The organism is Psychroflexus salis (assembly GCF_014640175.1).
GTDB lineage: Bacteria > Bacteroidota > Bacteroidia > Flavobacteriales > Flavobacteriaceae > Psychroflexus > Psychroflexus salis.
This window is the reverse complement of the sequence record NZ_BMGL01000004.1, coordinates 43,156-55,975: the sequence shown is the minus strand read 5'-3', so window position 1 is coordinate 55,975 and position 12,820 is coordinate 43,156. Positions and strand designations below refer to the sequence as shown.

Annotated in this window: 15 protein-coding genes; 1 reads left to right on the top strand and 14 read right to left on the bottom strand. The window is 33.6% G+C overall.

The window, feature by feature from the left end; genetic code table 11:
* Nucleotides 1–3: 3 nt before the first annotated feature.
* From IEV63_RS03865 to IEV63_RS03830, 8 genes are read right to left on the bottom strand one after another with little or no spacing between them, the layout of a single operon-like run.
* Complete coding sequence (locus tag IEV63_RS03865; protein ID WP_188405450.1) at nucleotides 4–429, bottom strand: SufE family protein; 426 nt, start codon at nucleotides 427–429, stop codon at nucleotides 4–6.
* Nucleotides 429–857 (bottom strand): META domain-containing protein, encoded by a 429-nt coding sequence (locus IEV63_RS03860; RefSeq protein WP_188405449.1) that lies wholly within the window; start codon nucleotides 855–857, stop codon nucleotides 429–431. Before IEV63_RS03860 ends, IEV63_RS03865 begins: the two co-directional genes overlap by 1 nt.
* 2 nt (nucleotides 858–859) lie before the next feature.
* On the bottom strand, nucleotides 860–2,101 hold the full coding sequence (locus IEV63_RS03855; protein ID WP_188405448.1) for an aminotransferase class V-fold PLP-dependent enzyme: 1,242 nt from the start codon (nucleotides 2,099–2,101) through the stop codon (nucleotides 860–862).
* 22 nt (nucleotides 2,102–2,123) lie between these two features.
* On the bottom strand, nucleotides 2,124–3,437 hold the full coding sequence (gene sufD / locus IEV63_RS03850; protein WP_188405447.1) for a Fe-S cluster assembly protein SufD: 1,314 nt from the start codon (nucleotides 3,435–3,437) through the stop codon (nucleotides 2,124–2,126).
* A 21-nt stretch (nucleotides 3,438–3,458) separates the two neighbouring features.
* Nucleotides 3,459–4,217 carry a Fe-S cluster assembly ATPase SufC gene (sufC, locus tag IEV63_RS03845; protein WP_188405446.1) on the bottom strand — a complete coding sequence of 253 codons (759 nt, stop codon included), beginning with the start codon at nucleotides 4,215–4,217 and terminating at the stop codon, nucleotides 3,459–3,461.
* A 5-nt stretch (nucleotides 4,218–4,222) separates the two neighbouring features.
* Nucleotides 4,223–4,627, bottom strand: coding sequence for a hypothetical protein (locus IEV63_RS03840; protein WP_188405445.1), 405 nt, complete (start codon nucleotides 4,625–4,627; stop codon nucleotides 4,223–4,225).
* An 11-nt stretch (nucleotides 4,628–4,638) separates the two neighbouring features.
* Nucleotides 4,639–6,084: a Fe-S cluster assembly protein SufB gene (sufB, locus tag IEV63_RS03835; protein ID WP_188405444.1), complete on the bottom strand. Its 1,446-nt coding sequence runs from the start codon at nucleotides 6,082–6,084 to the stop codon at nucleotides 4,639–4,641.
* Nucleotides 6,085–6,098: 14 nt separating this feature from the next.
* Nucleotides 6,099–6,428, bottom strand: coding sequence for a HesB/IscA family protein (locus IEV63_RS03830; RefSeq protein WP_188405443.1), 330 nt, complete (start codon nucleotides 6,426–6,428; stop codon nucleotides 6,099–6,101).
* 459 nt (nucleotides 6,429–6,887) lie between these two features.
* Here IEV63_RS03830 and IEV63_RS03825 point away from each other — a divergent pair, with 459 nt between their 5' ends.
* Nucleotides 6,888–7,073, top strand: a complete 186-nt coding sequence (locus IEV63_RS03825; RefSeq protein ID WP_188405442.1) for a hypothetical protein — start codon at nucleotides 6,888–6,890, stop codon at nucleotides 7,071–7,073.
* Between the two features lie 53 nt (nucleotides 7,074–7,126).
* Here IEV63_RS03825 and IEV63_RS03820 read toward each other — a convergent pair whose 3' ends face one another.
* From IEV63_RS03820 to IEV63_RS03795, 6 genes are all read right to left on the bottom strand, one after another.
* Nucleotides 7,127–7,876 carry a heavy-metal-associated domain-containing protein gene (locus IEV63_RS03820; protein ID WP_188405441.1) on the bottom strand — a complete coding sequence of 250 codons (750 nt, stop codon included), beginning with the start codon at nucleotides 7,874–7,876 and terminating at the stop codon, nucleotides 7,127–7,129.
* A 12-nt stretch (nucleotides 7,877–7,888) separates the two neighbouring features.
* Nucleotides 7,889–8,128, bottom strand: a complete 240-nt coding sequence (locus tag IEV63_RS03815) for a hypothetical protein (protein WP_188405440.1) — start codon at nucleotides 8,126–8,128, stop codon at nucleotides 7,889–7,891.
* Nucleotides 8,129–8,134: 6 nt separating this feature from the next.
* The gene (gene rsmI / locus IEV63_RS03810; RefSeq protein ID WP_188405439.1) at nucleotides 8,135–8,812 is read right to left on the bottom strand and encodes a 16S rRNA (cytidine(1402)-2'-O)-methyltransferase; all 678 of its coding nucleotides are present in this window, start codon (nucleotides 8,810–8,812) and stop codon (nucleotides 8,135–8,137) included.
* A gap of 289 nt (nucleotides 8,813–9,101) precedes the next feature.
* Nucleotides 9,102–9,848 (bottom strand): succinate dehydrogenase/fumarate reductase iron-sulfur subunit, encoded by a 747-nt coding sequence (locus tag IEV63_RS03805; RefSeq protein WP_188405438.1) that lies wholly within the window; start codon nucleotides 9,846–9,848, stop codon nucleotides 9,102–9,104.
* An 8-nt stretch (nucleotides 9,849–9,856) separates the two neighbouring features.
* On the bottom strand, nucleotides 9,857–11,860 hold the full coding sequence (locus IEV63_RS03800; RefSeq protein WP_188405437.1) for a fumarate reductase/succinate dehydrogenase flavoprotein subunit: 2,004 nt from the start codon (nucleotides 11,858–11,860) through the stop codon (nucleotides 9,857–9,859).
* A 2-nt stretch (nucleotides 11,861–11,862) separates the two neighbouring features.
* Nucleotides 11,863–12,540 carry a succinate dehydrogenase cytochrome b subunit gene (locus IEV63_RS03795; RefSeq protein WP_188405436.1) on the bottom strand — a complete coding sequence of 226 codons (678 nt, stop codon included), beginning with the start codon at nucleotides 12,538–12,540 and terminating at the stop codon, nucleotides 11,863–11,865.
* Nucleotides 12,541–12,820 lie beyond the last annotated feature (280 nt).

Below are 12,820 nucleotides of genomic sequence, written 5' to 3'. Positions count from 1 at the left end.
AATTTAATTCAATTTAGCTTGGTATGCTAAAGCGTAATTTTTTAATTGTTTAATCATACTTACTAATCCATTTGCCCGAGTAGGAGACAAATGTTCTTTTAAACCAATTTCGTCAATAAAAGCAGTGCTCGCTTCTAAAATTGCCTTAGGTTTTTGATTGGAAAATGTACGAATTAAAATTGCAATTATTCCTTTAGTTATAATAGCATCACTATCTGCTGTAAACACAATTTTATCTTCTTTTAAATCAGCATGAACCCAAACTCTACTTTGGCAACCTTTAATTATATTATCGTCGGTTTTATGATTTTCATTCATAGGCTCTAGTGTTTTGCCTAATTCAATCATATACTCGTAGCGTTGCATCCAATCTTCAAATAGACTAAACTCGTCTACAATTTCATTTTGAATTTCTTGAATTTCTGCCATTAGTCTTGTTCTTGTTTTTCTTTTGCTTTTAGTAATACTTCTCCTGTTTCATCTAACAAATATAGTTCACCTTCAACTTGAGAAAAATGACGAACTCGGCTAGCTGCAGAAAATAATGCGTTTTCAGTTTCCATATTGTCTTCACAATACATTTTTGTAGCAACCCCATAACCTAAATCTAAAACATTTTCTTTTAAGTTATAGTTAAATTGATAATTGTTACAACCCGATTCACCAGACATTATATTTTCTTCTGCATTAACTTTTAAAACTAAATCCATTGCTTCTACATCTAGCGATTCGATACGTATTAGCTGATACGATTTAGATTCAAACTCCGTTGAATATTCCATTTTTTGATTTGTTTTTACACTTTTACAAGCTGAAAAAACAATAATAAATAAAGATAAAACAAATAAATTTCTCATAATTATTGAAGCATTTGTTGCGCTTTTTTAAGTGCGTTAATAAAACTATCTATCTCTTGTTTGGTATTGTAAAATGCAAAAGATGCACGTATTGTACCTGGAATTTTATAATATTCCATAATAGGTTGAGCACAGTGATGACCTGTTCGAACTGCAATACCTAATTTATCTAAAATAGTACCAACATCGTAGGCATGTATACCTTCAAAATTAAATGAGAGCACTGCTGTTTTTTCTGATGGTTTTGTTCCGTAAATAATAATATTATCTAATGTATTCAATTCGTTAGTAGCATAAACTAAAAGCTCATTTTCGTATTGTGCAATTTGTTCGAATCCAATGTGGTGCATATAATCTAAAGCTGCACCAAAAGCAATTCCACCTGAAATATTAGGCGTTCCCGCTTCAAATTTATGTGGTAAACCTGCATAGGTAGTTTTCTCAAAACTAACTTGGTCTATCATTTCTCCTCCGCCTTGATATGGTGGTAAAAAAGTTAACAAACTTTCCTTTCCATATAAAATTCCAACTCCGGTTGGACCACAAATTTTATGAGCAGAAACCGTGTAAAAATCTACATCTAAAGCTTGTACATCAGCTTGGATGTGGGGAGCGGCTTGTGCGCCGTCAATAAGTACTTTTGCATTTACTTCGTGCGCTTTTTCAATAATAAACTCAATTGGATTAATGGTACCTAAAGCATTAGAAACATGATTTACAAAAACTAATTTAGTATTGGTATTTAGTAAATCTTGGTATTTATCCATATTTAATTTACCATCAAACTCCATCGGAATTACCTTTAAAGTTGCACCTGTTTTTTCGCAGAGCATTTGCCATGGAACAATGTTTGAGTGATGCTCCAACGCAGACACAATTATTTCGTCGCCAGCCTTTAAAATAGACGAATAACCACTAGCTACTAAATTAATAGCATGTGTAGTTCCTGATGTAAAAATAATTTCGTGTGCTTTATCTGCATTAAAGTGCGCTCTAATTTTTTCTCTAGCTTGCTCATAAGCATCGGTAGCTTCTTGCGATAGGGAATGCACACCACGGTGAATGTTAGCATTATAATTTTGGTAATAATCTACAATACAATCAATTACCTGTTGTGGAGTTTGTGAAGTAGCCGCATTATCAAAATACACCAAGTCTTTGCCATTCACCTTACGTTGTAAAATGGGAAAATCTTTCCTAATTTGTTCAACATCGAATTGCATTTGGGTACTTGACATTTTCATAAATTATATAATTAATAATTTTTTATAAATCGAATCCTAGATGTACACCAATTTTCAGTGCAATTTGCTCTGTGATTCGTTGTTTAATTTCAGGAATTCTAACACCTGTTAATACCTTATTCGCAAAAGCAAACATAAGTAGTGCCTTCGCTTCCTTTAAAGGAATTCCTCGAGAGCGTAAATAATATAAAGCTTCGTTATCTAACTGCCCAATTGTACAACCATGGCTACATTTTACATCGTCTGCAAAAATTTCTAACTGTGGTTTAGAGTTGATACTTGCCTTGTCGTCTAGTAAAATATTGTTGTTACTTTGGAAAGCATCTGTTTTTTGAGCTATTTTATCAACTAAAACTTTTCCATTAAAAACACCCGTAGAACGATCGGAAAAAACACCTTTATAATCTTGATGACTTTCGCAATTTGGTTGGGTGTGGTGTACTAAGGTATTGTGGTCTACATGTTGTTTACCTTCTAAAATAGTAACGCCGTTTAAGGTAGAATTGATATGTTCGCCGTGTTGGTAAAAGTTTAAATTATTACGTGTTAATTTTCCACCTAAAGAAAACGTATGTACAGAACAATGTGAATTTGAAGCTTGTTTTACATGCGTGTGATCTATTAAGGACGAACTAATTTTATCGTTCTGGATTTTATAATAATCCAATATGGCATTTTTTTCAACAAAAATTTCGGTAACCGAATTGGTTAATACAGCATTTGCAGTTAAGCTTTGATGACGTTCGATAATTTGTACCTGCGCATTTTCTTCAACAACAATTAAATTTCTTGGTTGCAACATCAACGCACTTTCATTACCTGTCGAAAAATGTAGTATTTGAACTGGTTTTTCTGCAGCAACGGATTTAGGTACACGTATAAAAGCACCTTCTTTAGAAAAAGCTGTATTTAGAGCGGTTAAACTTTCTTCTGGGGCAATTTTATTGAAATACCTATCGATAATCGATTTATATTTCGGATTGTTCAATGCAGAAGACATTAAACAAGCATCAAATTTATCATGTGTTGTGTTAGATAAATGCGAAGCATAAATACCGTCTACAAAGACAATTTGATAGGTATCGATTTCATGAATGCAATATTTTTTAATATCGCGGTAATCTATTGTTTCTTCTTTTTTAGGAAAAATACTGTAATCGTCCTTTAAAATTGATTTTAAGGAAGTGTATTTCCAGGCTTCTTCCTTTTTAGTAGGAAAGCCCTTGTCTTCAAAAAACTTAATTGCGTTGTTCCGAAGTTGATGTATATCGTTTTCCAAATCAATTTGCTCTTCAAAAGCAAAAAAAGATGAAATTAATTTTTCTTTTAAGTCCATAATTTTTGTTTCAGAAAGTAATTATACTCGAGCAACTTGCTCTTCTTTAATCCAATCGTAACCGCGTTCTTCTAACTCCTTAGCAAGTTGTTTATCGCCAGTTTTTACAATTTTACCATCCATTAAAACATGTACAACATCAGGAATAATATAATCTAACAAACGCTGATAGTGTGTTATTAGCAACACTGCATTATCTTTATTTTTTAATTTATTTACGCCGTTAGCTACTACTTTTAATGCGTCGATATCTAGGCCAGAATCGGTTTCATCTAAAATAGCTAACTTGGGTTCTAACATTGCCATTTGGAAGATTTCGTTACGTTTTTTCTCGCCACCCGAAAAACCTTCATTTAAAGAACGTGATAAAAATTTTCTATCCATTTCTAGCATGGCAGCTTTTTCTCTAATTTTTTTAAGCATTTCGTTGGCTGGCATATCTTTTAAACCCCGAGCTTTTCTAATTTGATTAATAGATGTTTTAATAAAATTAGTTACCGAAACTCCAGGTATTTCAACTGGATATTGAAAAGAAAGAAAAATACCTCGATGTGCACGTTCATCTGGAGATAATTCTGATATATTTGCACGCTCAAAAATAATATCTCCTTCTGTAACTTCAAAATCTTCATTTCCAGCAATTACAGAAGACAAGGTACTTTTACCCGATCCATTTGGCCCCATGATAGCATGAACTTCGCCAGGCTTAATTTCTAAATTTATTCCTTTTAGTATAGCTTCGCCTTCAACCGAAGCATGTAAATTTTTAATTTCTAACATAACTTTTAATTAATTGGTTTTTTAATTTCGATGGTTTCTTCCATCTTAGGTTCGGCAATTCGAATAATTTTTTTTACTTCGAGCAATTCTTCCCATCCATCTTTATTTGGATTGGAAATTAATTCGCCAGAAAGCACTACCGGTACCATATCGTATTCGTCGTATTTTAGAGTTTCAGCTTGTGTTGCTAATTCCATTCCCATAGAATCTAAGACTACACCATAAATAAAATTGTTGCCTTTTAAAATAGCGGCATTGTCTACTTTAATAAATTCACCTACATAGCTTTTAAACTTAGTAGACTGCTGTATTTCAGTTTTTGGTTTTGTAGCTTCATCTTTTTTATTTTTGGTTTCGTTACAAGACCAAAAAAACAAACAAACAAGTGCAATAATTAGGTTGATTTTCATAGCTTAATTTTTTATCCAACAGAACCTTCTAAGGAAATTTCTAATAGTTTTTGTGCTTCAACTGCAAACTCCATTGGAAGCTTGTTCAACACTTCTTTACTAAAACCATTTACAATTAGAGCAATTGCTTTCTCTTCGTCAATACCACGTTGGTTGCAGTAAAAAATTTGATCTTCTCCAATTTTACTTGTCGTAGCTTCGTGTTCTATTTGTGCTGTTTTATTTTTAGCTTCAATGTAAGGAAAAGTGTGTGCTCCACATTTGTTCCCCATTAATAAAGAATCGCATTGCGAGAAATTTCGGGCATTATCGGCTCGGCTGTTAATCTGCACCAATCCACGATATGAATTTTGTGAATTTCCAGCAGATATTCCTTTCGAAATAATCGTGCTTTTCGTGTTTTTCCCTAGGTGAATCATTTTAGTTCCTGTATCGGCTTGCTGAAAATTGTTAGTTAAAGCAATAGAGTAAAACTCACCTGTTGAGTTATCGCCTTTTAAGATACAACTTGGATATTTCCAAGTTACAGCAGAACCCGTTTCTACTTGCGTCCAACTTATTTTAGCATTTTTTTCGCAAATTCCGCGTTTAGTTACAAAATTAAAAACGCCACCTTTACCTTCTTTATCACCCGGGAACCAGTTTTGAACCGTAGAATATTTTATTTCTGCTCCATCTAAAGCAATCAATTCTACCACAGCAGCGTGCAATTGGTTTTCATCGCGCATTGGAGCTGTACAACCTTCTAAATAACTAACATAGCTATCTTCGTCGGCAATAAGTAAAGTCCGTTCAAATTGACCTGTTCCTGCTTGATTTATTCTAAAATAAGTAGATAATTCCATAGGACATCTAACTCCTTTAGGAATATAACAAAATGAACCATCACTAAAAACAGCTGAGTTAAGTGCTGCAAAAAAGTTATCGGACTTCGGCACAACCGAACCGATGTATTTTTTCACTAATTCAGGATGTTTTTGAATAGCTTCAGAAATGGAACAAAAAATAATTCCTTTTTTAGCCAATGTGCTTTTAAACGAAGTAGCAACCGAAACCGAATCGACAACTACATCCATAGCAACACCAGCAAGTTTTTTTTGCTCATCTAAAGAAATTCCTAATTTCTTAAATGTATCTAACAACTCAGGGTCAACTTCGTCTAAACTTTCGTATTTCGGTTTTTTATTCGGTGCCGAGTAATACGAAATATTTTGGTAATCTGGTTTCTTATAATGTACGTTTGCCCAATTGGGTTCTTCCATTTTTAACCAATTTCTAAAGGCTTCTAACCGCCAGTCAGTCATCCACTCAGGCTCTTCCTTTTTTTTAGAAATAGCTCTTACAATATCTTCGTTTAAACCAACTGGAAATGTATCCGATTCTATATCGGTATAAAACCCATACTCATATTCCTTGGTTTGTAAATCTTTTTCTAATTCTTCTTCGGTATATGCCATAATTTACTTTTTTATTAAAGCGAAAAACTTTCGCCACATCCGCAAGTACGCTGTGCATTTGGATTATTAAAAACAAAACCCTTACCGTTTAAACCACCAGAATATTCTAGTATAGTTCCTACTAAGTATAAAAAACTACTTTTATTTACAGCTATTTTTATACCGTTATCTTCAAAGACTTTGTCGTTATCTTGTTGTGTTTGATCAAAATTCAAATCGTAAGATAACCCAGAGCAGCCTCCACTTTTAACACCAACGCGTACAAAGTGCTTGGCAGCATCAAAACCTTCTTCCTGCATTAGGTTAGAAAGTTTAAGTTTGGCTTGTTCGCTTACTTTTATCATTACTTTTTATTTAATCTAAATTATTTACAAATATACAATTAAAGCAAAGAAACAAAACTTAGCTTAACATTATTATATATCATATCCATATAAAGATTTATTATGCATTTATAACCTATACTTATTTTAAGCTGCATCTTGCTTTCCGCTACAATCAGCACCTTAAAAAAACACAAAACTAAGCTTAAAAAGAGCTTCATAAAGTCGCTTTTTTAAGCTGTGATTTGCAAGTTTTTTTTGCGTACTGGATTTCCACTACAATCAAGGCTAGTCTAAAATTCAACTTTGCATTAGTATGCAGAAACTAATCGTGCGCATCCTTATATTTTTATCTATTTGTAATTGAAACTGAAATTAATTATTTAAAGTAAAATATTAATATAATATTCTCATTTTCATAAGTTTAATTTAACTTTTATAATATAAATTTAGTTTACTTTTAGAAAAAATCTGACTTATATGAAAACTATAAATTATTCAATTTTTAAAAAGAATTTACTAGAAGAAATTATAGACGAGTTAAGTCCAGAATTTAGACCTGCGCTTAGTTTTGAAGACTTGAAACAAAAAACCGAATCGAAGTTAAATGAAACTAAGTTATTAGAGTTATTTGGCATTAGAGCTACAGTAGAAAAAAGCTCGTAAAAATAGTTTTAATCTACACTTTAATAAAGCTTTTCATTAAATGTAACTTCTATTTAAATTAAAAACAACATTAACAAAGCCATTACGATCATTATGGTGTTTTCAATAAAAGTAGCTTCTGTCATTGGTAGATTTAGAGCTGTTCCTAAACAAGCACATTTAATTTTTCGTTTAGAAAATAAAGATTGACTAACACCCACAGTAGTAATTCCTAAAATTACTAAAGTTGCAATAAGTGCTACATCTACTTGAAATCTAAATAAAAAACACAATCCTAAAGCTGTTTCTAAAAACGGATAAATCCAAGCATAGGCAGGAATAAGTTTAGCTAGTGGATCGTACATTTTAAACGAAGCTGGAAAACCTGTGTAATCTAAAAACTTAAAAAAGCTAAATACAATATAAAACATTCCCATAAAATCGAACATCCAACTCCCTAACTTAAAATTAGAAAAATTTAATAAAAGCGAAGCTGTTGTTATATAGAAAAAAATTAAAAACAAGGGCTGTAACTGTTTTAGTTTAGATTGCTTTGCTTCAGATTGTATTGGGGTTGATACTGAATTATTAGTTTGTTTTTCTTCTCCTTTATCAACAGCATCTTTTGCTAAAATGTTATATTTTTCTCCAATTGCATGCTGTAAAGATGCTAAACTAATTTTTTGAGAAAAATCTATAGTTGCTTTTTCATTTTCTAAGTTTACTTCGGCTTTATTTACAGCTTCTATTTTTTGCAGAGCATCTTCAACATAAGCTCTACAGCCTTGGCAGGTCATTCCTTTTACTGTATATTCTTTTTCCATAATTTTAAAAAATTAGTCTTTATAAATTTGTCCTCGATGTGGTTTTAAAGCATCGCGAAGACTAATCATGTTCGATTTTTCAACTACCATAAAAGCAGTGTAATGAAAATCTGTTTGCTTTTCGCAGCCCGTAATTTGCAAATCTATTTTTTTCATTTGCAAGAAATCTTTTAAATGAATTTCGTGATGCTCAGCGGTTTTTTGTGCAGCTGGACCACGAAAATCCCAAATTAATTTTATTTTTTCTTCCATTGTAAATTATGTTTTGGGTTTTCCTTCAACCACCAAAACCAGTTCTCCTTTTGGCGGATTTTTTTCAAAATGCGCCATCACTTCTTTTAAACTACCACGCAGGTTTTCTTCATATAGCTTAGTCAATTCTCTAGAAACGGATATTTTCCGATTCTCTCCTAATTTTTCAGCTAGGTGCCGTAAAGTTTTCAAAAGTTTGTAGGGCGATTCGTACAACACCATAGTCCGTTCTTCTTCAACTAAAAAATCTAGTCGTTTTTGTCTTCCCTTTTTGGGTGGCAGAAAGCCTTCAAATACAAATTTATCGTTAGGTAATCCACTATTAACCAATGCTGGAACAAAAGCGGTGGCGCCTGGTAAGCAACTCACATCAACATCTTCTTCGATGCAAGCTCTAACCAACAAAAAACCAGGATCGGAAATGGCAGGTGTGCCAGCATCGGTAATTAAAGCCATGTTTTCGCCATTTTTAATTCGTTTGGCCAAAACATCAACTAATTTGTGTTCGTTGTGCATGTGGTGACTTTTTAGCGGAGTTTCTATCTGGTAATGTTTTAATAGCTTACCGCTAGTTCGGGTATCTTCAGCTAAAATTAAATCTACGCTTTTAAGTATTTCTACGGCTCTAAAGCTAATATCACCTAAGTTTCCAATAGGAGTTGGAACTACAAAAAGTTGGGCCATGTGCTTTTAATTTTATGCAAAAGTACAGAATTGATAACTTGTACTCGTGTAAAAAAGATACTTAAATCTGAAAGATGATTTTTGTTGTTTTTGCTAAAGTCTTATCGGTTTTTACAAAGCAAAATCGAATCATTTTTTTAGCATTGTTGGTCTTTATTGAATTCGGATATTTAGAAGATTTGGTAATTGTTAGAATCCCTAAAAACACTTTCTTATCGGATAGTTTTTTTATAAAACAAAACCCTTACTCAAAATGAATAAGGGTTGTAATATATGTTATTATAAATTTTTATCCTTTTAAGCTTGCAGCTAGGTATTCACGATTTAAGCGAGCTATATTTTCTAGAGAAATTCCTTTCGGGCATTCTATTTCGCAAGCTCCAGTATTGGTACAATTTCCAAAACCTTCTTTGTCCATTTGGGCTACCATGTTTAAAACGCGGTCGGTGGCTTCAACTTCTCCTTGGGGCAACAATGCGTATTGGGAAACTTTTGCTGATGTAAATAACATAGCACTTGCATTTTTACAAGCTGCTACACAAGCTCCACAACCAATACAAGTTGCAGCATTAAAAGACATGTCTGCTTTATCTTTTTCAATTGGAATGCTATTGGCATCTTGGGTATTTCCAGATGTATTTACCGAGATGTAACCGCCAGCCTGTTGGATACGATCAAATGCAGAACGATCTACCGCTAAATCTTTTACAATAGGAAATGCATTGGCTCTAAAAGGTTCGATTACAATAGTATCGCCATCTTTAAATTTTCGCATGTGCAACTGGCAGGTTGTTATGCCACGGTCGGGACCGTGTGGTTCGCCATTGATTTGTAGTGAACACATTCCACAAATTCCTTCGCGACAATCGTGGTCAAATTCTACAGGCTCAATGCCTTTTTCTACCAATTCGTTATTCAATACGTCTAGCATTTCTAAAAAAGACATATCGCCGTGAACTTCGTTTAATTGGTAATTTTTAAATTCTCCTTTGGCTTTGGCATCTTCTTGACGCCATATTTTTAAATTAAGTTTCATAGATCAACTTATTTGTAACTTCTAGTTTTCAATTCAATATTTTCGAAAATCAATTCTTCTTTATGTAAGACTGCATCTTTGGGTTTTCCTTTATATTCCCAAGCAGCCACATATTTATAGTTTTCATCATCACGCAAGGCTTCACCCTCTGGAGTTTGATATTCTTCTCTAAAGTGACCTCCACAAGATTCGTTTCTATCTAAAGCATCTTTGGCAAATAATTCGCCTAACTCTAAGAAATCAGCAACTCTTCCTGCTTTTTCTAGTTCAGAATTTCTACCTTCAGCTTTACCAGGAATACGTACATTATTATAAAATTCTTCACGTAACTGCGCAATTTCTTCAATCGCTTCTTTTAATTCTTTTTCATTACGAGACATCCCACATTTGTTCCACATGATTAATCCCAATTTTCTATGGAAATAATCTACAGGTTTTTCACCTTGAACTTTCAACAAGCTTTCAATTTGATTACGGACTTCATTTTCAGCTTCTTCAAATTCTTTAGTATCTGTAGGAATTGGACCAGTTCTAATATCGTTGGACAAATAATCTCCAATAGTGTAAGGCAGTACAAAATAACCATCGGCCAAACCTTGCATTAGAGCAGAAGCACCTAGTCGGTTAGCACCGTGATCAGAGAAATTAGCTTCGCCGGTTGCGTAACAGCCCGGAATGGTAGTCATTAAGTTGTAGTCTACCCAAAGACCGCCCATAGTGTAATGCACCGCTGGGAAAATCATCATTGGAGTTTCGTATGGATTTTGGTCGGTGATTTTTTCGTACATATCGAATAAATTACCGTATTTCGATTCCACTACTTCTTTACCAAGTTTAATAATTTCTTCTTTGGAAGCATCTTTTTTACCTGAACTAAAAGCTTTTTCCTTTCCATAACGTTCAATAGCGCTAGAAAAGTCCAAATATACTGCTTGTCCAGTTTTATTAACTCCGTAACCAGCATCGCAACGTTCTTTGGCAGCTCTAGAAGCTACATCTCGCGGCACTAAGTTTCCAAAAGCAGGATATCTTCTTTCTAAGTAGTAATCTCTATCTTCTTCTTTAATTTCAGTTGGCTTCAACTTACCAGCTTGTATTGCCTGTGCATCTTCTTTCTTAGCTGGTACCCAAATACGACCGTCGTTTCTTAGCGATTCTGACATTAACGTCAATTTTGCTTGTAAATCGCCAGACACTGGAATACAAGTTGGGTGAATTTGCGTGTAGCAAGGATTAGCAAAATATGCTCCTTTTTTGTGCGCCTTCCAAGCAGCAGTTACGTTACTTCCCATGGCATTAGTCGATAAGAAAAAGACATTTCCATAACCACCAGAAGCTAAAACTACAGCATGAGCAGAATGGCGTTCAATTTCTCCAGTTACTAGGTTTCTTGCAATAATGCCCCGTGCTTTACCATCTACTTTTACAACATCCATCATTTCATGACGAGTAAAAGACTGGATTTTTCCACGATTAATTTGGCGATTCATTGCAGAATATGCACCCAATAAAAGTTGCTGTCCTGTTTGTCCTTTAGCATAAAATGTTCTGGAAACCAATACGCCACCAAATGAACGGTTATCTAACAAACCACCATATTCTCTCGCAAAGGGAACACCTTGTGCAACACATTGGTCGATAATATTACCCGAAACTTCGGCAAGTCGATATACATTTGCTTCGCGAGAACGGTAATCGCCACCTTTTACCGTATCGTAAAATAAACGGTAATCTGAGTCGCCATCACCTTGATAATTTTTCGAAGCATTTATTCCACCTTGAGCAGCAATGGAGTGTGCTCGACGTGGAGAATCTTGAAAACAAAATGTTTTTACATTATAACCTAATTCAGCTAGAGTTGCTGAAGCAGATGCACCCGCTAAACCAGTACCGACAACAATAATATCAATATTTCGTTTATTAGCTGGATTTACTAAGTTTATTTCATTTTTATGTTTAGTCCACTTATCTGCAATTGGACCACTTGGTATTTTAGAATCTAATGTAGACATAATTATAAATTATTTAGATAGTGAAAGATAGCAATAAACACAAAGCCCATTGGTATCACAATTGCAAAAGCTTTGGTAAAAACTTTAATGCCTTTAGAGTATTTGTTGTTTACACCCATGGTTTGAAACGAAGAAGCAAAACCATGCAATAAATGTAACATTAACAAAACAAAAGAGAAAACATAAATGGCTACACGAACTGGTTGACCAGCAAATTTAGCAACGGTTTCTTCGTAATAACGAAATTCTCCAGCTTCATTTAGTCCACTCATATCACCTTGTATGTACTTTACTTGCATTTCGTGCACCCAAAAATCATAGAAATGTAATCCTAAAAAAGCTAACACTACAATTCCTGTAAGTAACATGTTCCTAGAAACCCAAGGCGAATTGGCCCCACCATTATATTTGGCGTAACTAACACTTCGAGCACTGTTGTTTTTAATTTCTAGAACAAATCCCATTACAAAGTGAAAGATCACTCCGAAGATTAAAATAGGCTGCAGTACAGCTTGCACTAAAAAATTAGTTCCCATAAATTGGGAAATTTCATTGAATGTATCGGGGCTAACCACCGAAGTAAAATTAATAGTAAAGTGTTGTGCTAAAAACAAAACTAAGAATAAACCAGATAGTGCCATGGCAACTTTTCTAGCAATAGAAGTCTTTATCCCTCCCATGAATATTTTTTTTAAATTTTTATCAAAAATACAGCGGATGAAAGTTACATACAAGCACAAAGCATCATTTTACACTTATTTAGAATTGATTTAAGTGATGACAGAAATTTTATTGTTGTTAAGCGCTCGAAAGCGGAAATAATTAAAGCCAATTAATTAGTCGATTTATAGATGATTTTGCAGAAAATGGGATGATAAATATTTTTACACTGTAAAAAATTGGTGTTATAACGGAGACTATTTTACTGTGTTCTTCTAATTCTCACTAAAAGAACAAAGT

Excerpts from the sequence above, each read along its gene's own strand:
- IEV63_RS03865 (WP_188405450.1), bottom strand. The coding sequence starts at position 429 with ATGGCAGAAATTCAAGAAATTCAAAATGAAATTGTAGACGAGTTTAGT.
- IEV63_RS03860 (WP_188405449.1), bottom strand. The coding sequence starts at position 857 with ATGAGAAATTTATTTGTTTTATCTTTATTTATTATTGTTTTTTCAGCT.
- IEV63_RS03855 (WP_188405448.1), bottom strand. The coding sequence starts at position 2,101 with ATGAAAATGTCAAGTACCCAAATGCAATTCGATGTTGAACAAATTAGG.
- sufD (WP_188405447.1), bottom strand. The coding sequence starts at position 3,437 with ATGGACTTAAAAGAAAAATTAATTTCATCTTTTTTTGCTTTTGAAGAG.
- sufC (WP_188405446.1), bottom strand. The coding sequence starts at position 4,217 with ATGTTAGAAATTAAAAATTTACATGCTTCGGTTGAAGGCGAAGCTATA.
- IEV63_RS03840 (WP_188405445.1), bottom strand. The coding sequence starts at position 4,627 with ATGAAAATCAACCTAATTATTGCACTTGTTTGTTTGTTTTTTTGGTCT.
- sufB (WP_188405444.1), bottom strand. The coding sequence starts at position 6,084 with ATGGCATATACCGAAGAAGAATTAGAAAAAGATTTACAAACCAAGGAA.
- IEV63_RS03830 (WP_188405443.1), bottom strand. The coding sequence starts at position 6,428 with ATGATAAAAGTAAGCGAACAAGCCAAACTTAAACTTTCTAACCTAATG.
- IEV63_RS03825 (WP_188405442.1), top strand. The coding sequence starts at position 6,888 with ATGAAAACTATAAATTATTCAATTTTTAAAAAGAATTTACTAGAAGAA.
- IEV63_RS03820 (WP_188405441.1), bottom strand. The coding sequence starts at position 7,876 with ATGGAAAAAGAATATACAGTAAAAGGAATGACCTGCCAAGGCTGTAGA.
- IEV63_RS03815 (WP_188405440.1), bottom strand. The coding sequence starts at position 8,128 with ATGGAAGAAAAAATAAAATTAATTTGGGATTTTCGTGGTCCAGCTGCA.
- rsmI (WP_188405439.1), bottom strand. The coding sequence starts at position 8,812 with ATGGCCCAACTTTTTGTAGTTCCAACTCCTATTGGAAACTTAGGTGAT.
- IEV63_RS03805 (WP_188405438.1), bottom strand. The coding sequence starts at position 9,848 with ATGAAACTTAATTTAAAAATATGGCGTCAAGAAGATGCCAAAGCCAAA.
- IEV63_RS03800 (WP_188405437.1), bottom strand. The coding sequence starts at position 11,860 with ATGTCTACATTAGATTCTAAAATACCAAGTGGTCCAATTGCAGATAAG.
- IEV63_RS03795 (WP_188405436.1), bottom strand. The coding sequence starts at position 12,540 with ATGGGAGGGATAAAGACTTCTATTGCTAGAAAAGTTGCCATGGCACTA.